This window comes from Paenalcaligenes sp. Me131 (assembly GCF_050487225.1).
Classification (GTDB): Bacteria; Pseudomonadota; Gammaproteobacteria; order Burkholderiales; family Burkholderiaceae_B; genus Paenalcaligenes.
In genome coordinates this window covers 610,757-632,200 of the sequence record NZ_JBKQGY010000001.1, presented here as the reverse complement: position 1 = coordinate 632,200, position 21,444 = coordinate 610,757, and the positions used below count along the sequence as shown (strand labels likewise).

Below are 21,444 nucleotides of genomic sequence, written 5' to 3'. Positions count from 1 at the left end.
CAGTCATGCGAATTCTTACTATACATTTCCAGAACTTGAACTCACTGGTGGGGGAATGGCGTGTAGACCTCACCGACCCAGCCTTTGAAAACAGCGGTATTTTTGCCATTACTGGGCCTACCGGCGCAGGCAAAACCACCCTACTTGATGCTATTTGTTTAGCACTCTATGGCCAAACTCCCCGCCTAGGCAGGCTCAGCAAAAGCAGTAATGAAATACTGTCACGCCAAACAGGTGAGTGTTTTGCTGAAGTCACCTTTGAATGCACTCAGGGTGTGTTTAGATGCCACTGGAGCCAACACCGCTCACGCCGTCAGGCAGATGGCGAGTTGCAACCCCCCAAGCATGAAATAGCCAATGCACAAACGGGTGCCATTCTGGCGTCTAAACTGCGTGATGTCGCTGAACAGGTAGAAAAACTATCCGGTATGGATTTTGAGCGTTTCACGCGCTCGATGATGTTAGCCCAAGGCCAGTTTGCCGCCTTTTTGCAAGCCCCCGCCGATGAACGCGCCCCCATTCTGGAACAGATCACAGGCACCGAAATCTACAGTCAGATTTCGATGCGCGTACATGAGGCACGTAGCCAAGCACAGCGAGAGCTAGAGCAATTACAAAGCAATCTATCTGGCTTACAACTCTTAAGCGAAGAAGAGGAAACTGCGCTTAAGCAACAGCAGACACTCATTCAGGAACAAACCAGCGCCGCACAACGCCAACTGTCTACGATTCAGCAACACCTACAATGGCGTCTACGTGTAGAAAGCCTACAGGCCGAGATCGTTACCCTAAACGAGCGCAAACAGCAGTTAGAGCAACGTCGTACCGCTTTTGCCCCACAGCTGCAGCGCCTGCACTTGGCACAACGCGCCCTCTCGTTGCATGCTGCTTATACGGCCTTAGCGACACAACGCGAACAACACCACCACCTAACGCAAGACCTGCACCAACGCCAAGCGCAATTGCCTACCTTGCATGCCCATGTAGAACATGCCGCCAAAGCCTTGCAAACAGCAAAGCAGCAGTACACCCAAGCACATTCAGCGCAACAAGAATCGCTACCTGTGCTACGACGTGTACGCGAAGTCGATACACAGTTACGTGAACGCCAGCAAACCCTACAACGTGACCGCGCGGCTCTGGCTGAGCAAGAACGTCAACATCTGGCATTGCTCGTCACCCAGAGCGCGCTCTCTACTGCCAAAGCCGAACACCAACAAAAGCTTGAGCACCTGCATAGTGAACAAGAAAAAACCCTACACGACGAACAGTTGATAAGTGAGTTAGCTGGGCTTAAAAGTCGATTTGAGACCTTAGCCGCTAAACAAACAGCCCACTTAGAAGCTCAGAAACACCATGAAACGGCACTAACACAGCGTGAATATCGCCAATCTACGGTACACACACACCAAGAGGCCTGTGTACGCTCACAAGCGCGGGCTGAACATACCGACAAACAACTGCAATCCCAACAAGAAACACTGCAAAATCACTTAGCAGGACACACGTTATCCCACTGGCAGCAAAGCTTAGCCACCAGCAAAACGCATCAACATAGCTACCTCAGTATCCTGCAAGGCTTAACCAAGCAGCAAAGCGTAGAACAACGCGTCACGCAGTTGCAGCAAGAAAGTGCTCAACACCAACAGGCACTAGAGCAGTCCATTACGCGCCAGACACAGCTAGAGCAACAGCTAGGCGAACAAGAGCAACACCACGCGCTGCAACTGAAACAGCAGCAATTACAGCAACAAGTACTGTCACTTGAGGCAGCTAGAGCTCATTTACAGGATGGTGAGCCCTGCCCCTTATGTGGTGCTCTAACTCACCCCTATGCTGAACAACAACCAGAAACGGATGATGCGCTAAGCGCTGCCACCCATAACACCGAGCAGCGCGTACGCGAATTGCGCCAGCAACACACAGAACAACGTATACGCACCACCGAGCTACAGGAAAAGGTTCGTTATACCTCACAACAATTACGCGACACGATAAGCCTGCAACAAGAAGGTATAGAGCAACTGAAAACTCTGGTAGAGAGCTTGGGCTTAGAAAACACACCAGAACTAAATATAGAAAGCTTTCAAGCCCTGCAGCATATCCATACTCAAGAACTGGCAGCGCTAACCGAAAAGCTGACTACACTAGAACAAATGCAGACGCATATCCTTGAACTACAAAGTCAGCACGAGCAGGCCGCAAACGAACATCGCAGCCACAGCCATGCACATGCCCTCGCGCTACAAGAGCTGCAACACGCCACAACGCGCGTAGAAGAAGCCACTACGCAGGTAGCGGCACTTGCTACAGAGCAACAGCATCTACATCACCATTTACTCAGCGAACTCGCGCCTTATGGCATCACGACGTTGCACACTGATGCAGAAAATTTGATGCAGTGCTATGAGCACCTACGACAGCGCCGTGACCAACGTCTAACTCGTGCCAAACAACTGCAAGAGCTAACCCAATCACTGCATAGCATAGCAGTACAGCACGCTGAAAATGCCAAACACATCGACGCACAAACGCTGAGCCTACAGCAGTTGAAAGCTAATCTAGACACTCAACATACGGCATTACAAACACTGGCAGAGCAACGTCATACGTTATTTGGTGAGCAACAGCCTGACGACGTAGAAAACACACTAGCCCAACAGTTATTAGCCGCACAGGCCGAGCAAGAAACACGCCAGCAACAGTGGCAACAAGCCACGCAAAACGAAAAAAACCAACAACAACGCATCACCGAACTGAACGAACGCAGCCAAGCGTTAGCCCCGTTAATTCAGCAGCAAAGCAATGAGTTTGCACAGCGCTGCCAGAGCCAAGGGCTACGCGATGAGGCCCATTTTTTAGAAGCCCTGCTACCCGAAGCACAACGGCTAGAACTGGAACAAGAGGCTCACACCCTAGACCGCGACACTACATCCCTGCACAGCCTGCTGCACGATAAACAGCAACTTCTAGAACACGAAAGCCAACGCGCACTCAGTAATGAGAGCACCGCTGCGCTACAGACACAGCAAGAGCATCACCAAGAGCACTTACAACAGCTACAGCAAACACTGGGCGCACTACGCAGCAGATTGGATATACACCATCAAAACGTGCAACAACAAGCCACACAGTTGCAGCACATACGCGCACAACAACAGCGTTGCGAGCATTGGTCTATGCTGCACGACCTAATCGGCTCTGCTGACGGTAAAAAGTACCGCAACTTTGCTCAAGGCCTGACGTTTGAAATCATGGTGGCGCATGCCAACGAACAGCTACAAAAGATGAGTAGCCGCTATGTATTGATACGTGATCTACAGCAGCCTTTAGAACTCAATGTGATTGATAACGACCAAGCAGGTGAAGTGCGTTCCACCAAAAACCTGTCGGGTGGTGAAAGTTTTATTGTGAGCTTGGCCTTAGCACTGGGCCTGTCGAATATGGCTAGCCACCGTATACGCGTAGATTCGCTATTCTTAGACGAAGGCTTTGGTACCTTGGACGAAGAGGCGCTTGATGTTGCCTTAGAAACCCTGTCTGAGCTGCAACAACACGGCAAACTTATCGGTATTATTTCCCACGTGTCTGTGCTGAAAGAACGCATCAGTACGCAAATTCAGGTCGTTCCACAGTCAGGTGGCCGCAGTCGTTTGGTAGGCCCAGGCTGCCAAGCGGTTAGCCGATAAAAGTAAAAAAGCTGCCGCCCTAGTTCCTTTGGTCTAGTTAGGATGGCGGCTTCTTTCTCTAGGGCTTTTTGCCTATACTCAACAGTACTGTCTGAACTGCTTTTACTGGAGGAGCTTCACCATGAATCGCCAAGAGCTAACCCAAGAAATCTTGCTCGCCAAACGTCGCCATAAGCTCAGTTGGCAACAGCTGGCTGACATTATTGGTCACAGCAAAGAATGGTCTACAGCCGCTTTACTAGGGCAAATGACCTTAACCGAGAAACAAGCTCAGGCAGTGGTAGCAGCACTGGAGCTTCCCGATGAAGCCGTAGAACTACTGCAAGTGGTGCCTTACAAAGGCTCCTTACCTACCTCTGTCCCTACAGACCCGCTGATTTACCGCTTTTACGAGCTAATCAACGTGTACGGCACCACCTTCAAAGAACTGATTCACGAAGAGTTTGGCGATGGCATCATGAGCGCCATCGACTTCAACATGGATTTATCTCGTCAGCCCGACCCGAATGGCGACCGCGTGAAAATCACCATGAGCGGCAAGTTTTTGCCCTATAAAACCTACTAAGACCACCATGCTAAGCGCCACACTCGTGGCGCTTTTTCTTTCTGCTTTAGAGCACGTAGGGTTCAGACTGCGGCTGACTAAACACCGCTTTGAGATCTTGTTGAAACGCCTGCAACGCCTCATCATCATGCTCGGTCACTCTATTGACTACCGTGTGTAAGGTCACGTCGTAATGCATTTGCGCCGGATTCAACGCCCGCATTAGCCCCTGCTGCACATATTCTTCCCCTACCTCTTGCGGCAAATAGCCCAAATGCTCGCCAGACATCACCAAAATGGCAACTGCTTCCATATTGTTAGCAGTCGCCCTGATGTTTTGCTGTGGCACTTGTAAGTGTGCCTTAGGTGGTGTGTAGCCTCGACTCACCCAGGAATAGTTAATCGCTTCGTTCACATCCACCTTTCCGGCTTGCTCAAACAGGGCATGACCACGACCGCAGTAAGCCACCTGTTTTTCGCTTAGCAAGGTGCTGTAACGCAAGTTTTGTGTACGGCGCAGAAAATACCCAATCGCCAAATGCAGTCTGCCATACAGCAGCATTTCTTCTTGTTGGTCTGGCGAATGTATGTAGAAATTTAAACGTACGGCTTCGTCGCGTTTTCTAAATCGTGCCACAACTTGGCTTAAACGCCAACTATCACTACGAGACAGATGGCCGATCAATCCTACGTTTAATTGGCCAATGAGCTTTTTCTCTAGGTGCTGGGTTTCTACCGCAAATTCACTCAGGTTAGACAGCAACCGACGCGCCAAATTGGTAAAGCGCTCACCTTTGGCGGTAAGCCTAAAGCCGGTACGCCCCCGCTCACAGAGCTTAAAGCCCAATCGCACCTCTAAGGTCGCTAACTGCGTACTGATGGTGGACTGACTAATACCCAAACGCTCCTGCGCCGCTGAAATACCATTGGCATCCACAATAGCCAAGAACACCCGTATCAGTCGTAAATCCAAATCTCTTACATTGACCAACATAGTAGAAACCCTAATATTGAAATCATTACATTGATAAACATCAATGTATCAATTCACAGCTTCTCATGGTAGCCCCCTGCCCTACGATTTACTCTGGTAGCCATCACATTTGTTTTAATTTCTAGGAGTACCCGATTATGACTACCTTCAATCAACCTCTTAGCGGTAACGATATGCCACGTTCTGGCGGCATCGCCACCATGATGCGTCTGCCCTACGCCCAGAGCACTGAAGGTCTAGATGTAGCTTTCACTGGCATTCCGCTGGATATTGGTACGTCCAACCGTTCTGGCACACGCTTTGGTGCCAAAGCTATTCGCTTTGAGTCATCGTTGCTGCGCCCCTATAACATGGCGACACGTGCTGCCCCCTTTGATAGCCTGCAAGTGGCTGACGTAGGCGATATCGCGATCAACCCTTACGACCTCAAAGACTCAGTACGTTTGATTGAGGAAGGCTACAGCAAACTTATTGAATCGGGCTGTAAGCTGATCGCCTTGGGTGGCGATCACACTATGACATTGCCTATCTTGCGCGCCATTAAAAAGAAATACGGCAAAGTAGGCTTGGTACACATCGATGCACACGCCGATGTAAACGACACAATGAACGGTGAAAAAATTGCTCACGGCACACCATTTAGACGTGCTGCTGAAGAAGACCTGTTGGATTGCGATCGCGTCGTACAAATCGGTTTGCGCGGTACAGGTTACGCTGCAGAAGACTTTGACTGGTGTACCAAACAAGGCTTCACCATTTACCAAGCGCACGAATGCTGGCATCGCACCATGGAACCCATCATGGCCGAAGTACGCGCCCGCTTAGGTGATGGCCCCGTGTACTTCTCCTTTGATATTGACGGCATTGACCCTGCTTATGCTCCAGGCACCGGCACACCAGAAATTGGTGGCTTGACGGTTCCTCAAGCATTGGAAATCGTACGTGGTCTGCGTGGCGTTAACTTAATCGGTGCTGACGTAGTAGAAGTTAGCCCACCTTACGACCAAAGCGGTACTACAGCCTTGCTAGGCGCCAACTTGGCCTACGAAATGCTGTGCGTATTCCCCGGTGTGCATTACGCCACCAAATAATCTTTACTCCTGCATCAATAGAGCTATAACAAGGAGACAACTATGGAAGTTAGTATAGATCTGGGTGTCGTGATTCTTTATGCGCTGCTTATCCTCTCGTTCGGTTGGATAGGCATGCGTCGCATAAAAAATAAAGACGACTTTTTAGTGGCGGGTAGAAACTTGGGCTCAGGCTTCTATACCGGCACCATGGCGGCCACCGTCTTAGGTGGAGCCGCCACCATAGGCTCGGTGCGCTTAGGCTACCTGTATGGTATTTCAGGGCTTTGGCTCTGTGCCACACTAGGTCTAGGCATCATGGGCTTGAGCTGGTTGTTGGCCAAACCGTTGCTGCGTTTGCGCGTGTACACCGTGACCCAAGTGCTAGAACGCTACTACAGCCCTGCTACCCGCAATGCCAGCGCCGTGATCATGCTGGTCTATGCCTTGATGATTGGTGTGACCTCCACCATTGCGACTGGCACCATTTTGGCAGTGATTTTTGATCTACCTTTTATCACCGGCATTATTCTGGGCGGTGGTTTGGTCGTGCTGTACGCCACCATCGGCGGTATGTGGTCACTCACGCTGACTGACATGATTCAGTTCATCATCATGACGGTAGGCTTGGTATTTATTTTGCTACCGGCTTCGGTGTACAACGCTGGTGGCTGGTCTGCCATGACACAACAATTGCCAGACGCGTTCTTTTCGTTCAGCAACATAGGCTACGACACTATTCTGACCTATTTCCTCATCTACTTTTTAGGTGTGTTCATTGGTCAAGATATTTGGCAGCGTGTATTTACTGCCCGCAGCGAAAAGGTCGCCAAACGTGCTGGCATGCTAAGCGGCTTGTACTGCATTTTGTACGGTATCGCCATGGCTGTGATTGGTATGGCAGCCAGACTGGTATTGCCTGAGCTAGATGCCCCAGACACCGCTTTTGCCGCCATGATCAACGAAGTGTTGCCTGTAGGTTTGCGTGGTTTAGTGATTGCTGCCAGCTTGGCTGCGTTGATGTCCACCGCGAGTGCCGGTTTGCTTGCCGCCTCTACTACCGTCGCCCAAGACTTATGGCCACTGCTACGCGGTAAACATCACCGTGACAGCGACTCTGTAACCTTAAACCGTGTATTCACCCTACTCTTCGGTTTGCTGATGCTGGCAATCGCTCCTACCATTGGTGATGTGATTAGTGCTCTGACCATGGCCTACAACCTACTGGTTGGCGGTATGTTGATTCCACTAATTGGCGGGATATTCTGGAAGCGTGCCACAACACGTGGTGCCATTGTAAGCATGGCAACAGGAGCAATTACAGCTTCGGTGTTTATGCTTAAAGATGGTCTGCTTGCCAATACCCCTATCTATTTCAGTTTGAGCATTGGGCTAATTACCTTTATTGTGTTCAGCCTTACAGACCCTAATCCACGCCGCACTAGCGTCGTGCCAACCCCTAGCCCTGTTTCTGGAGAATAATGATTATGCAAAGCTGTAGTGAATATCTGGTTCGACAATTGGAGCATTGGGGAGTTGAACAGGTATTTGGCATCCCCGGCGTGCATACCATTGAGTTGTATAGAGGGTTGGAAAATAGTCGTGTTCGCCACGTCACCCCGCGTCATGAGCAAGGCGCTGGGTTCATGGCAGACGGCTACGCCCGAGCCACAGGCAAACCGGGGGTATGTTTTATTATCACTGGCCCCGGCATGAGCAATATTTTGACAGCCATGGGGCAAGCCTTGGCAGACTCCATCCCCATGCTAGTAATTTCCAGCGTGGGGCGACGCGATACCTTGGGCAGCCAACAAGGCCGACTGCACGAACTCAGTTCGCAGCAGGCCTTAGTCAGCCAAGTAGCACGCTTTAGCCAAACCATTCTGGACCCACAGCAACTGCCCCATGCGTTAGAACGCGCGATGGCCATCTTTAACTCGGGCAAACCTGGCCCAGTGCACCTAGAGATTCCCATAGACTTGCTCACCGCGCCACTCAACACGCCGGTACAAGCCTTGCCTACTTTCTATAAAGCTAGCCCGCACCCCGACGCTGTAGCCCACTGCGCGCAACTGCTGCAAGCGGCCAAACAGCCTTTACTGTTAGTGGGTGGTGGTTGCGTGGACAGTGCTGACACTATTCAGCGTTTGGCAGAAACGCTAAACGTCCCTACCGTCACGACCATCAATGCTAAAGGTGTATTGCCAGGTAACCTGCATCAGCCTCATCCGTTAGATTTAGGTGCCAATGCTGCCTTCCCTGCCGTGCGCAAACTGGCAGCACAAGCCGATGTCATTCTGGCATTGGGCACAGAGTTGGGCGAAACCGACTATGACGTGGTGTTTGATGACGGCTTTATCCTGCAAGGCAAGCTGATACGCGTTGATATAGATGCGTCACAATTAGTGGGTAACCAACGTCCTCATATTGCTTTGGTGTCCGACGCTGGGGAGTTTGCTCGCGCTCTGCTCACGCATTTCCCTCAGCCATTACCCAACACAGGCGCTAGTGTCGTGGCTGAAGTACGGGCGGCCCTAGCACTAGAATCAGATCCTGCTTTCACTCCTTTCTACCCGCTGTATAAAACGTTAGAACAGCACTTACCTAACGCTACGCTAGTAGGTGACTCAACAGCTACCGTTTATGCGGGCAACCACATCTGCAACCAGCCTGCAGCACGTCATTACTTCAATGCCTCCACCGGATACGGCACATTGGGCTACGCGTTGCCTGCAGCGCTAGGAGCTAAGCTTGGGCATCCTCACAGCCCTGTGGTTGCTTTGATGGGCGATGGCGGCATTATGTTCACTGTTGCTGAACTGGCCACCATGGTGGATGAGCAACTGAACATTGTGGTGCTGATCTGGAACAACACCGGGTACGACGAGATCCGTCGTGCGATGGATAGAGCATCCGTTGCCAGAATAGGCGTGAACATTCCACCACCGGACTTCAAGGTGCTTAGCCAAAGCATTGGCGCTGCCTACGAACATGTACAAACCCCTGCCCAGTTGTCTGAGCAACTACAACTCTGGCAGCAGACTGCTCCGCTCATCATAGAAATCGACGCTCACGCGTGGATCGCAACGTTGTAAACCTTAGCTATGCTGACACTACAAAAGCACTTTATTCAAAACCAATGGGTGGATAGCGCATCCTCGGAAACGCTAAACCTCTACCACCCGGCAACAGGACAACTGCACGCAGTACTCACTCGAGGTGATGCCAGCGATGTAGATAAGGCCGTGCAAGCTGCCGCTACTGCCTTTAATTCGTGGAAGGCCTTAAGCGGCAGCAAACGTGCTCACCATTTACTGGCAATCGCCAACCAATTGGAAGAACGAGCTGACATTCTTGCGGCCGATAGCGTACGTTTCTCTGGCAAGCTGCTGACCGAAGCCCAGTTGGACGTAGAAGACGCTGTAGCCTGCTTTAGGTACTACGCCGAATTAGCTACGCAATTGGATGCTCAACAAGGCCAATTGCGTGACATTCAGACGCCTGGTTTTCAAGCTCACTGTTATCACCAGCCCTTGGGTGTGGTTGCCCTGATTACGCCATGGAATTTCCCCCTGGTGACGGCAGCCTGGAAACTTGCCCCTGCCCTAGCAGCCGGTTGTACGGTTGTTTGGAAGCCTTCAGAGCTGATTCCCTTACCTGAACAACATGTTGCTTCCTGCGCCTTGGCTAGCGGTTTGCCAGCTGGTGTCCTGAATCTTGTGCATGGCGATGGCCTACACGTAGGTGCTCCACTCTGCGCGCACCCTCTGGTCAATAAGATCTCGTTCACAGGCAGCAACAAAGTGGGTGAAGATGTCATGCGTGCCGCGGCGCAAGGAACGCGCCCCGTCTCGTTAGAACTGGGCGGCAAGTCCCCTATTATTGTGATGGCAGACAGCGATATTGAACACGCTTGCGACTGGGTATGTAGCGGTATTTTCAGCAATAGCGGGCAAATGTGTTCTGCCACCTCGCGCCTGCTGGTACATAGCAGCATTGCACCGGCTCTGTATGCCGCACTGAAACAGCGTGCTCATAACATTGTGCTGGGTGATCCTACATTGCCTACTAGCACCTTAGCCCCACTCATCAGCGCTACTCAGCAAAAACAGGTACAAGCATTTCAGACCCAAGGCTTACAAGATGGCCTCGTAGACTTGTTAGCTTCTGTACCTATTACCGTGCCTGAAGAAGGCTTCTATGTACGCCCTAGCATTTTCCTGAACGTGCCTAGTGAACACGATCTATGGCAAAAAGAGGTGTTTGGGCCGGTTCTATGCGTACAAGAGTTTGATGAAATTGATCAAGCTATTGATCTGGCAAACCAACAGCACTTCGGTTTGGCTGCAACGGTAATTTCTGCTGATCAAGAAAACGCACACAACATTGCCCAACAATTGGTGAGTGGTGTGACATGGATTAATAGCCATCAGTTTGTACCTGCAGCAGGCTCTTGGGGCGGCTATAAGCGTAGCGGCATAGGTAGAGAGCTAGGACCATGGGGGTTAGCTTCTTACCAAAGCATTAGCCATATTTACAGCCCGGTATAATAGGCTTAGTCCCATAAAAAACCGCCCCTTACTGGGGCGGCTTTTACTTCTGCGCAAGCAATCTACTTACCAACCTGCTGGCAAGTAACCAAACAACGATGCAATCGCGTAGGCCGCACTGCATAGGTACAGCACGACAATACTGATTTGCAAAACAGGGTGAGTGATCCAACCACATTGCCATGCGGGCGTGATATCCCCTTTCTTACGAGCACCACGCAACATCAGAATAGGCATAATGGACAGCACCACGCCACTGAACGTACCTGCGATATACAGCGCATTCACAAAAGATACTAAGCCACTGTACGCCATGATGAACGGCGGCAATGTCACGACCATCAACACCACAAAGCGGCGTTTCGCTGGTGCTTTGTCTTCTTCGCCCAGATTGAACTTGTCAAAAATGTTCGTAAAGAAGCTACCGCCCAACCCCCAGTACGAGGTCAACATGGCGCACAATGCGAAAATATTGGCAGAGAAAAATGCCCATTCACCCAACGCTTGACCCCAGTTAATGGTGGCTACATCAGAAATGTTCTCCAAGCCATTGAGGGTGATTACAGAAAACGGCACCAAGGACAGCAAAATGAAGGTAATCAACATACCTGTCATGACGGCTTTAGGCAGTTTCTCGGGCTTATCCGTGAAACCACGAGCCATTTCAGGCACGATGTACTGCGCTGAGAAGCAGAATACCGCCACGTTAAACACGGGAATCATGTATTTCCACTCACCATGCATGGCACGAGCAATGTCGGTGTACTCATGCAAAGCCGTAGCAATAATCAGCACTGTTAGCATAGTGACCATACCGATACTGATGTACTTCTCGCCTCTACCAATGGCTTTCAGGCCCAAATACAGTACACCTGCTGCAGGTACAAAAAACAGCACACTACCCAGCATAGGGGAAATGCCCAACAACGATGCCAGCAATTTACCGCTACCATCCATGTAGGCAATCAACGCACCTACCGAGTTCACACACACGGAAGCAAAAATCAGCCACGAGCCAAAGTTACCTACGTAACGTTTAGCCAAACCACTTAACTGCAAATGCGCTTTAGTGCGCAAGGTGGTTTCAGCCACATACAGCATCGTAATAGTGGTTAAACACCCGGCCAAAATCAGCCAAAACAACAAAGGCATAAAACCAGATTTTCGCGATGCATACGCGATAGACAAGACGCCAGCACCAATATTGGTACCCACGATCATTGCCACCCCTTCTAAGAAGGTCAGGGATTTACGTGTAGGAGCTGCCCCTACCGCCGACGACTCGGCAGCAGTTGCTACATTTGTAGACTGCATAACATATCCTCACGACCAGATTAAGCCCAATTAATCACAGTCGTTATTTAAGCGTGAAGTTGTACTTACACGCATCACTCATCACGAGAAAGGTTTACGCGTTCCAGACGCCAATCTGGTGACGGTAAACACACAAAAAATAGGTGGGTAGGCACGCGCAATGTGTCCCACACTATGAGCAAAAAAGTAAGCGATCGCTTGCGCAAAAGCAGTGCTAACATTTTGCAACGGCAAATTATTGCCGCGTTTAGGCTTCAAATCAACGTCAACGCTTGCATTAACAGCCTATACATCATCTATTTCTAGGCTTTGTACAGCATATAAAAAGCAACCCAACCCATTGAAAATAAATAGCATTCAAGAAGTCCGGGTTTATCTCATAAGCAATAGCTAGGGGTTTTCCCTAGATTTGGTAACGGGCTAGGCTGAGGGCCTATTTAAGCCTAAATGATCCCGTAATGTGAAACCAGAATACTCTTTGCGAAATAACCCGCGCTGCTGCAGGATTGGCACCACATGCTCAATGAAGTCTTCAATGCTGCTAGGCAAAGCTGGCGGCATCAAGTTAAAACCATCCGCCCCTTCATTTAAGAACCATTGCTCCATTTGGTCAGCAATCACATCCGGTGTACCCACCATCGTGCAGTGTCCGCCTCCAGCGGCTAAACGACCTAGCAATTGACGCACGGTAGGCTGCTCTTTCTCAATAATACGCAGGATGGTGCCATACCGACCTTTGGGGCCAGTGAAGCTTTCTAGCGGAGGTAAATCAGGCACTGGGGCATCCAGCTCCCAGTCCATGCAGTCTTGCCCTACGAACATGCTTAATTGGCGCAGTGACGCATCAGCGGGTAGCAGCACATCCAACTCTCGCTGCTTGGCCAACACTTCCGCTTGGGTAGAAGCTACGTACGTCACCAAACCCGGCATGATAGGCACATCCACACTTCTACCTGCTGCTTTCACACGCTTTTTAATATCGCGATAGTAGGCCTGTGAAGCGGCTAAGTCGTACGCCACAGCATAGATAGCTTCTGCCTCTAACGCCGCCAAATTACGCCCTTGCTCGGATGCTCCCGCTTGAAATAGCACGGGATGCCCTTGCGGGGAACGCGGCAACGTTAACGGGCCATCGACTAAGAAGTGATCACCATGATGGTTAATCTGGTGCACCAAGCTCTCATCGGCATAAACGCCTGCTTTGTCTATTTTCAACGCCGCATCAGGCCAGGAGTCCCATAACCGTTTGGTAACCTCGATGAACTCTGCTGCTCGTGCGTAACGCCATGCGTGGTCTGGCATGGATTCATGACCATGATTACGTGCCTCGGCATCGTACATAGAGGTCACCACGTTCCAACCTATGCGCCCATTGGAAATATGATCCAACGACGACAGCATACGTGCAGCGTGAAATGGCGTGTAAAAGGTGCTGGACACAGTCGTAATCAAGCCTACACGCTCCGTCGCTACCGCCAACGCCGACAAGGTGGTCAACGGCTCTACAAACCAACGCGGGCCATCAGACACACTATCGGTATATTGGCCATCCGCAAAAAAGATTGCGTCAAACTTTCCGCGCTCTGCTAATTGCGCCAACGACTGGTAATAGCGTATGTCGCCTAATTGGTCGACGCTAGAATTAGGATGACGCCATGCGGCGCGGTGATGACCGCAACCATAAATAAACAGGTTTAAATGCAATTGACGTTTCATTAGTTTTTCACCATCCCGCCATCCACAATCAAATTCTGCCCGCTCACTGCGCTAGACCACGGTGATGCAAAGAACAACGCTGTTTCGGCAAATTCTCGCGGTGTGGTGACACGTCGCAATGGTGTGTTGGCCGCAATCAAATCAAAGACGGCTTCAGGCGTTGCTGCTGAGGCATCGGTCGTGCGCAGTAGACCACCAGAAATCATATTCACCGTGACACCTTTAGGGCCTAGATCATTTGCTAACGTACGCGTTAACGACAGCAATGCCGCTTTCGCTGCGGTGTAATCGTGATAAGGCACCACAGGATTTTGGAACAAGTTAGTGCCAATATTCACCACACGACCAAAACGCAGTTTTTCCATGCCAGGCAAGCAGGCTTGTACCGTATGTAACGCACCAGCTACGATGCCTTCCAACTGTTGCTGCATATGCGCCCAGCTAATGGTGTCTGCATGGGGGCGAGCATCCCCATTAAACGAGAACTGCGGCAACGCGTTATTCACAATGGTGGTAACAGGCTGGCCAAAATGCAGCGCGGCAGCCGCCACCATGGCTTTCACTTGTTTAGGATCACACACGTCTGCTTGCCATGCCAACGCGCTATCGGGGTACTCCTGCACCAATGCACGCGCTGCCTCTGCGCTTTGGAAGTAGTTCACCACCACTTTGGCCCCTTGCTCCAAGAAGGCTCTAGATAACTCAGCGCCCAAACCTCGAGCACCGCCAGTGACCAGCACCACTTGTTGATTCAAGGGAAAAGAAACAACTGCAGACATGAAAAAGCCTCCACAACGGCGCGAGGAGGCTATAGGCTTTATGACTAAAGCTAGAGACATCCCTACGCCAGCATTATCTGGTTCAGGTTATACGGGTATGATCTCAGCATCGCTGTTGGCGAAGCACCCCGCGTCAAGACTAGAAAGATTAGCACACTCTAGTATTTACACAATACACACCCGCATTATTTGACGAATAAAGCACCATCTACTAAGCTAGCTGCTGTTCCTAGGGGGGCCTTTTTGTAGGCTGAGATTCGGTTATGCCGTAACCCTTTGAACCTGATCCGGGTAATGCCGGCGAAGGGAAGGATAATCATCTCGCACTCTCTCTGTGCCCTCTCCTATTCGCTTGCCTGCCGGTCCCTCCAGATGCTGGAGTCACTGTTACAGGAAGCTGTTTTCGTGTTGTTGCCCTCTACTGCCACCCTCTTGTGGCTTATCGCTTTTGCTGCCGTCTTTGCATTAGCTGGTGTGCTCTACGCACGCCATGCCCGTGAAAGCTTGGAAGATTTCGTGGTCGCACGAAATAGCCAAAGCTCAACGGCCACCATTCTTACTTTGCTGGCATCGTCCTTAGGTGCGTGGATTCTATTCTCACCCGCCCAAGCCGCCACCTGGGGCGGTTTAGCAGCCGTCACTGGCTATGCCATTGGCTCTATGTCACCACGTTTAGCGATGATCCCGCTGGGTCAACGTATGCGTGAGCTGATTCCCGAAGGTCATACACTCAGCGAGTTCGTACTGAGCCGCTATGGCAAGCCCATGTATGCACTGACCTTACTTATTATGTTGTTCTACATTTTCATTGCCCTAACAGCGGAACTCACCGCGATGGCAAAGCTAGTACAACTCATCGCCCCTATACCGTTATGGGCCACTGCAGGGATCGTGCTGATCTCTACGCTGATCTACACCTCATACGGCGGCTTACGCGCCAGCATCTTCACCGACAAGGTGCAAATGCTGATCATTGTTCCAGCGTTAGTCATTTTGGTGGCCTTTGGTTGGCAAGCTATTGGCGGCATCACGCCTACCGTCAATGCATTGCAACAAAGTGCCCCACAATTACTGTCATTCACTGACCCCATGGGGATTAAAGCTGGTTTAACCTTTTTTGTGGCTATTTTGCTGACCGGGCTCTTCCACCAAGGCAACTGGCAACGCGTTTATTCCGCCAAAGATACCCCCTCCATGCGCCGTGGTTTTCTACTGGGTGGCTTGCTTGTAGCCCCTTTTATTTTCGTCATGGGCTTATTTGGCTTGGCTTTCATGGCCTTCACTCCTACAGGCGACAGTTCAGTTGCTCTGTTCAATGTGATTACGCCCGTGTTGCCTACGTGGTTCGTTATTGTGCTTATACCCTTAGGTTTATCGTTGGTAATGAGCAGTGCGGACACCGCAATTAGTGCCATCGCGAGCATCATTGCTGTAGATTTGCAACGGTTACGTCCCAACACGCAAGCTCAAACTTTGAGACAACTATCACGTTGGTTGGTCATCGTGTTGATGGTTCCCGTTTTTATTGCGTCAGCGCAAGGATATAGCGTTTTATACCTTTTCCTTTTGGCTGATCTGTTATGCTCTGCGGCTGCTTTCCCAGTGTTTTACGGGCTTTATAGCCGAAAAATATCAGGCAAGACAGCGACCATCAGTACCCTATGTGGACTGGTTGCTGGCCTAGCTGTTTTTCCGGCTCCAGGCGCTGCCATGGACTATCTTTTGGAATCATTTTTGCTTGCTGCTATGGTCCCCGTTGGAGTAACGTGGCTTATACTAAAGTCTATAAGTAGCAACCATCAATTTGATCTAGACAGTTTAAAGTTTAAAATCAGAGGTATTGATCGCAGTGCGGATCTACCATAACCGATCTGCACCTGACCAGTTGTGGCAAGGTGGTTGCTCAAGAGCGCGAATGCGAATTTTAGTACACCACCTTTTTAGACGTAGGGCTTCTCCGCCCTACGTCTTTTTTTCACTCTGCGCCCTAGGGGTTAGCCGCTGGTATATCCATCACTAACTCCACCCTTCTATTGTTTGCACGGCCTGTTGCCGTCGCGTTATCAGCGATGGGTCTGGTATCGGCATAGCCCACCGCACGCAAGCGGTCCTTCGCCACGCCATTGGCCTCAAAATAACGCACAACACTACCCGCTCGAGCCCCTGATAGCTCCCAGTTAGAGGGGTAGCGCGGACTACGCATCGGAATAGAATCTGTATGCCCTTCAACAGCAATGGGGTAGATAGTCTGATTAAGCACGTGACTCAGCTTGCGTAACACCCCCATACCCGCCAAGCTCAAATCCGCCTGCCCTGATGGAAAGAGTATTTCGCTGTTGATCCTAAAGCTTACAGACTGATCATTCAGCAACACATCGATGTCGTCGCCCAATCCATCCAAACCCAAATCGGCCAAGCTGCGGCCAGACTTACCAGAATGCGAGCCATCCGCTGCCAGTAAACCACCACTTCCTGCAGCGCCTGTGCCACTCCCCCCATCACCTGCTGCACCGCCGCCAGTAGCCGAGCCTGTAGTCTGTGCCGAGGCATTGCCTCCCGCACCGGATCCTTTGCCATCAGAACCGCTGTAATTGCCTGCAAACGCCAACATGACTAGCATCAGCACTAACAGCAGGGTCATCATGTCCAGATACGTCACAAACCACGCATCTTCATCCTCTTTGATGGGGTTAGCGGTTTCATTCAACCAGTCTTTAGTACTACGCGGCCCTTTATGACGGCCTTGCAAGCGTCTAGCTTGTTGCAGTTCAGCTTCCAGCGCCTTAGCTCTTGCCGCCAACTGATTAACGCCCAGCGAATCAACTTGACTCATGTGTGTGCTCCTGAGTATTCGTTATGCGGTTCATCGTTACTCTGCGTACTCATGACGTATATCGGAATCATTAATTTCATCTTGGTATTGCGCCATAAAGGAATTCAACGTTTCACGCATCACAGCAGGGCCACGCTTCTGGCTCATCAACGAAATACCTTGCAGCACCATATTCATCAGCACCACACGTTGCTCGGTGCGTCGCTCTAGTTTCACTGCCACAGGCTTAAACAACAGGTTGGCAAACAACACACCATAGAACGTTGTCATTAATGCCAATGCCATCTGCTGGCCAATGGCCGTCATATCGCCATCGCCCAACAAAAACATCAAATTCACTAAGCCGATTAACGTACCCACCATACCGAAGGCCGGTGCATAGCTAGACATCACTCTAAACAACTGCGCCTCAGCATGCTCACGCGCCCGCATACGAGAAATGCGCCACTGCAATAACTCGATGATTTCTTCCTCAGGGGTCATGTCGATGACCAATTGCACGCCAGTTTTTAGAAATGGGTTAGAGACGTTATCCAACGCATTTTCTACCGCACGTATATCGCCCGCTATCCAAAGGCGGGAAATATTCACCAACTCATCAATATCGTGTTGGGTGTAGAGCTTTTCGTTACGCAAAACGGTGCCAATCAACCCAAATATTCGTACCACTTCACTCAACGGATAGCTAATAAAGGTTGCTGCCAGCGTACCTATCAGCACAATGCCCAAGCTGGGCCAATCCAGAAACAGTGATGCATCTTCTGCCGAAAAGAACAACACAACGGCCAGCAGCAACACGCTGGCCACAATTCCTATCAGTGTGGAGGGATTCATAATACTCACCAAAGCAGCCCAAACAGAATATTCAGGCAACAAGACAACCCTCTGGTATCGGCATTTGCGGCGTTTAGTTTAGGTGTGCCGTCTGACTTGTATCAATGAACCCTAAAAAAACAACACCTTACTGCGTCCACACGCCAAGGTTACTTTGGATGAATAACGGGCGTGGGCTGCTGCCCCAGCTTTGTACGTTGTGCTTTAAGACAAAACCCACAGCGGCATCTAACCCTGCAAATGCAGTACTTTGCCTGCCTACGCTGCCTACCTGTATACATGGGCTACCACTGGCGTGGCATAGCTCGCTGTACACCGTCGCATTACCCGCATACGACACGTCTATATATACCTTAGCAATGTGGCCTGCCTCGTTGTCATTCGCAACGGGGTATGCCATTACGGAATCCAATCGTTCGATGCCAGGGCTGACGGCTGAGTATGCGCGTGTATTTTTTGCCCAGCTCATTGCAGGCTGAACCAACAGCGCTGCAACACTAATCGTTAGGATTTTTCTTATCACAGCCTTTTTTATCGCAAAACCACTGTATGAAAAATCAGCTTTTTTCATTATATAAAACACCTTGTTACGTCACTTGAAGTTTTTTTCAAGTTTAGCTCGTAAGCCCCTAATTTAAATCAAAAAACTCTGCTATTATTGCTGCACCATACGCTCTACGCACAGACTGGCCATGACACTAAAAACATCTGCCCGCTTCCTCACCAAATTTCCAGCTTCTCTGGTTACATGCATTGGTTTAAGCCTAAGCTCTGTTGCGGTCTTGGCGGAAACAGCAATGAACCCAGCGAACAGCTTGGTTTATAACCAGCCCTACCTGAGCTTTCAGAAAAATTTACGCCCAGTAGGCATGGCTCCTGCTGAGCGCCCTACTATTTTACCCTTGAGCCAAAGCAAATCAGCAGCATTGCATTCTGAGATTGCCTTAGTACAAGATCTAGAAAGCTCTACGATTCTGTACGAGAAAAATAGTGAGGAAATTCGCCCCATCGCTTCCATTACAAAACTGATGACAGCATTGATCGTGGCTGAGTCTGGTCAAGATATGGATGAAATGCTGGAAATTGCTCGCGAAGACGTAGATACCCTCAAGAACTCTAGCTCTCGTTTGGCTATTGGTAGCAAACTTAGCCGCACTGATATGCTGCACTTGGCTCTTATGTCATCCGAGAACCGTGCTGCTAACTCATTAGGCCGTCACTACCCCGGTGGTTTGCCTGCGTTCACGCGCGCCATGAACGACAAAGCTCGCGCACTGGGTATGCGTCAAACGCATTTTGTTGAGCCTACTGGCTTAAATAGCCAAAACGTATCCAGCCCGCAAGACTTGGTCAAGCTGCTACAAGCTACATCCCAACACCCTATTATTCATCGTTACACCACCAGCGAGCACTATTCTGTGCAACCTAGCCGTGGTCGTGAACTGCAGTTCAATAACACCAATAGATTGGTGCAAAACGAGAAATGGGACATCCAAATCTCTAAAACCGGTTTTATCAATGAAGCAGGTGAATGCTTGGTCATGCTCACCAAAATTGATGGCCGCGATGTCGCCATCGTCTTGCTGAATGCCCAAGGCCGCTACTCGCGTATTGGTGATGCTGTACGGCTACGCAATTTGGTCGAAGGCAGTTCACAACTAGCGATGCTCTAAGATGACGCTACAATAGTCGCATGACAGGCAGATCCCCTGCCTGTATTCCTGTGTTATTGCGACCATGAAAAAATTCTCCCTGTTATTTGCTTGGTTCTTTTCTGCAGCACTGTCCAGCACAGCTATTCAGGCTCAAGAAACACCTACAGCCCTACCCCCACCTCAATATCACGGCTCTATCGTGTATGTGACTGGCGGTATTGGTAGTGATGAAACAGCGGCATTTCGACGCGTACGCTCTAAGTACTCATTAAGTTTGAATTTTTCTGCCCATACCAGTGATGGCCGCGCAGCTTTTGTCAGCGATGTGCAAGTCGTCGTGCGTGATCAACATGACAGCAACACCGTGCTGAATATCACCAGTGAAGGCCCTTTCTGCCTGATCCAACTTCCTGCTGGCAGCTACACACTGCACAGCACTTACGAAGGCGTTACCCAAACCCGCAAGATCACGATTCAAGAAAACAAAAACACGGCACTGGATCTGAACTGGCCGGCCAAACCCTAACGCCATCCCGATTTCACACCTCTATAGCAAAACTATCATGAGCCAAACGCTTAAAACACGAATCAACGATGACATCAAATCCGCTATGCGCGCCCGCGAACAAGTGCGCCTAAGCACCCTGCGCTTTTTGCAGGCCGCGATCAAAAGTCGTGAAATTGATAGTCAAAGCGAATTGAATGACAGCGAAGTGCAAAGCATTATCGAAAAGCAAGTAAAACAACGCCGCGAATCCATCGTTGCGTTTGAACAAGCGGGCCGCACGGAGCATGCCGAGAAAGAGCACGCTGAACTGCTGATTCTGCAAGAATACCTGCCTGCTCAAGCAGACGAGCAAGAAATTCAAGCCGTTATCAAAGCGGTACTGGACGAAGCCACCGCCAAAGGCATTCAAGGCCCCGCACTGATGGGTGCTGTCATGACAGGTGTACGCACTAAACTGGCTGGTCGTGCTGATATGGCTGCCGTTGCCGCACAGGTAAAACAGTCTTTGCAAGTATGAGCCAAGCAGTAACAGCCCCACTAACGGGTGAGCATTTTGGCTTGCATATTCCTTTTATGGAAGCCATTGGCTTGCTCTCGCTGACCTCTGATCACCAAAGTGCTGTCACTCGACTGCCTTGGCGTGAAGACAATACCAATAGTCGTGGCGACGTGCATGGCGGTGCCTTAATGAGTGCGTTGGACTACACCTTAAGCGCTGCCGCTCGTGCCCATATTCCTGAGTCAGGCATGGCGACCATTGAAATGTCTACGCAGTTTCTGAACCCCGCCAGGGGCGACATAGAGTTCACAGCTACCTGTTTGCAGATCATTGATGAGATTGCGTATTGCACCGCAGAAGCCCGTGATCCCAAGCAGCGCTTGGTAGCCACTGCCTCTGCTAGCTTTAAAGTAGTACGCAAGCGAGACCGTAACACCCGCGTCTAAAACGCTGCAGCCC

General features: G+C 50.4%; 18 protein-coding genes and 2 riboswitches. Of the genes, 11 read left to right on the top strand and 7 right to left on the bottom strand.

Annotated elements, in window-relative coordinates; genetic code table 11:
• The first annotated feature begins 5 nt into the window (after positions 1–5).
• Complete coding sequence (locus tag ACLPHM_RS03040; protein ID WP_430219802.1) at positions 6–3,689, top strand: AAA family ATPase; 3,684 nt, start codon at positions 6–8, stop codon at positions 3,687–3,689.
• A gap of 121 nt (positions 3,690–3,810) precedes the next feature.
• Positions 3,811–4,254 (top strand): cyanase, encoded by a 444-nt coding sequence (cynS, locus tag ACLPHM_RS03035; RefSeq protein WP_430219801.1) that lies wholly within the window; start codon positions 3,811–3,813, stop codon positions 4,252–4,254.
• A 46-nt stretch (positions 4,255–4,300) separates the two neighbouring features.
• Here cynS and ACLPHM_RS03030 read toward each other — a convergent pair whose 3' ends face one another.
• Positions 4,301–5,227 (bottom strand): LysR family transcriptional regulator, encoded by a 927-nt coding sequence (locus tag ACLPHM_RS03030; protein WP_430219800.1) that lies wholly within the window; start codon positions 5,225–5,227, stop codon positions 4,301–4,303.
• Between the two features lie 137 nt (positions 5,228–5,364).
• Between ACLPHM_RS03030 and speB the strand changes: the two genes are divergently transcribed.
• From speB to ACLPHM_RS03010, 4 genes are read left to right on the top strand one after another with little or no spacing between them, the layout of a single operon-like run.
• The gene (gene speB / locus ACLPHM_RS03025) at positions 5,365–6,318 is read left to right on the top strand and encodes an agmatinase (RefSeq protein ID WP_430219799.1); all 954 of its coding nucleotides are present in this window, start codon (positions 5,365–5,367) and stop codon (positions 6,316–6,318) included.
• 42 nt (positions 6,319–6,360) lie between these two features.
• Complete coding sequence (locus tag ACLPHM_RS03020) at positions 6,361–7,779, top strand: sodium:solute symporter family protein (protein ID WP_430219798.1); 1,419 nt, start codon at positions 6,361–6,363, stop codon at positions 7,777–7,779.
• Entirely contained in the window at positions 7,779–9,392 is a 1,614-nt protein-coding gene (locus ACLPHM_RS03015) for a 5-guanidino-2-oxopentanoate decarboxylase (RefSeq protein ID WP_430219797.1), read from the top strand. The genes ACLPHM_RS03020 and ACLPHM_RS03015 overlap by 1 nt, the downstream gene beginning before the upstream one ends.
• A gap of 9 nt (positions 9,393–9,401) precedes the next feature.
• Entirely contained in the window at positions 9,402–10,847 is a 1,446-nt protein-coding gene (locus ACLPHM_RS03010; protein ID WP_430219796.1) for an aldehyde dehydrogenase family protein, read from the top strand.
• Between the two features lie 66 nt (positions 10,848–10,913).
• On the opposite strand, the gene ACLPHM_RS03005 is transcribed toward ACLPHM_RS03010, so the two are convergent.
• The 3 genes from ACLPHM_RS03005 to ACLPHM_RS02995 form a co-directional block, all read right to left on the bottom strand.
• The gene (locus ACLPHM_RS03005; protein WP_430219795.1) at positions 10,914–12,161 is read right to left on the bottom strand and encodes an aromatic amino acid transport family protein; all 1,248 of its coding nucleotides are present in this window, start codon (positions 12,159–12,161) and stop codon (positions 10,914–10,916) included.
• A gap of 420 nt (positions 12,162–12,581) precedes the next feature.
• Positions 12,582–13,877 carry an LLM class flavin-dependent oxidoreductase gene (locus tag ACLPHM_RS03000; RefSeq protein WP_430219794.1) on the bottom strand — a complete coding sequence of 432 codons (1,296 nt, stop codon included), beginning with the start codon at positions 13,875–13,877 and terminating at the stop codon, positions 12,582–12,584.
• Positions 13,877–14,656 carry a 3-oxoacyl-ACP reductase gene (locus tag ACLPHM_RS02995; RefSeq protein ID WP_430219793.1) on the bottom strand — a complete coding sequence of 260 codons (780 nt, stop codon included), beginning with the start codon at positions 14,654–14,656 and terminating at the stop codon, positions 13,877–13,879. The genes ACLPHM_RS03000 and ACLPHM_RS02995 overlap by 1 nt, the downstream gene beginning before the upstream one ends.
• A 42-nt stretch (positions 14,657–14,698) precedes the next feature.
• A riboswitch (TPP riboswitch) is annotated at positions 14,699–14,797 on the bottom strand.
• Between the two features lie 80 nt (positions 14,798–14,877).
• Positions 14,878–14,982, top strand: a riboswitch (TPP riboswitch).
• 46 nt (positions 14,983–15,028) lie between these two features.
• Between ACLPHM_RS02995 and ACLPHM_RS02990 the strand changes: the two genes are divergently transcribed.
• Positions 15,029–16,522 (top strand): sodium:solute symporter family transporter, encoded by a 1,494-nt coding sequence (locus ACLPHM_RS02990; RefSeq protein ID WP_430219792.1) that lies wholly within the window; start codon positions 15,029–15,031, stop codon positions 16,520–16,522.
• Between the two features lie 121 nt (positions 16,523–16,643).
• On the opposite strand, the gene ACLPHM_RS02985 is transcribed toward ACLPHM_RS02990, so the two are convergent.
• The 3 genes from ACLPHM_RS02985 to ACLPHM_RS02975 form a co-directional block, all read right to left on the bottom strand.
• Complete coding sequence (locus ACLPHM_RS02985) at positions 16,644–17,489, bottom strand: OmpA/MotB family protein (protein WP_430219791.1); 846 nt, start codon at positions 17,487–17,489, stop codon at positions 16,644–16,646.
• A 36-nt stretch (positions 17,490–17,525) separates the two neighbouring features.
• Positions 17,526–18,323: a motility protein A gene (locus ACLPHM_RS02980; RefSeq protein WP_430219790.1), complete on the bottom strand. Its 798-nt coding sequence runs from the start codon at positions 18,321–18,323 to the stop codon at positions 17,526–17,528.
• A 127-nt stretch (positions 18,324–18,450) separates the two neighbouring features.
• Complete coding sequence (locus ACLPHM_RS02975; protein ID WP_430219789.1) at positions 18,451–18,792, bottom strand: hypothetical protein; 342 nt, start codon at positions 18,790–18,792, stop codon at positions 18,451–18,453.
• A 223-nt stretch (positions 18,793–19,015) separates the two neighbouring features.
• On the opposite strand from ACLPHM_RS02975, the gene pbpG reads away from it, so the two are divergent.
• The 4 genes from pbpG (at position 19,016) to ACLPHM_RS02955 (ending at position 21,431) form a co-directional block, all read left to right on the top strand.
• Positions 19,016–19,996, top strand: coding sequence for a D-alanyl-D-alanine endopeptidase (pbpG, locus tag ACLPHM_RS02970; RefSeq protein ID WP_430219788.1), 981 nt, complete (start codon positions 19,016–19,018; stop codon positions 19,994–19,996).
• A gap of 64 nt (positions 19,997–20,060) precedes the next feature.
• Positions 20,061–20,504: a carboxypeptidase-like regulatory domain-containing protein gene (locus ACLPHM_RS02965; protein ID WP_430219787.1), complete on the top strand. Its 444-nt coding sequence runs from the start codon at positions 20,061–20,063 to the stop codon at positions 20,502–20,504.
• 37 nt (positions 20,505–20,541) lie between these two features.
• On the top strand, positions 20,542–21,003 hold the full coding sequence (locus tag ACLPHM_RS02960) for a GatB/YqeY domain-containing protein (protein WP_430219786.1): 462 nt from the start codon (positions 20,542–20,544) through the stop codon (positions 21,001–21,003).
• Positions 21,000–21,431 (top strand): PaaI family thioesterase, encoded by a 432-nt coding sequence (locus tag ACLPHM_RS02955; RefSeq protein WP_430219785.1) that lies wholly within the window; start codon positions 21,000–21,002, stop codon positions 21,429–21,431. Before ACLPHM_RS02960 ends, ACLPHM_RS02955 begins: the two co-directional genes overlap by 4 nt.
• Positions 21,432–21,444: the final 13 nt, after the last annotated feature.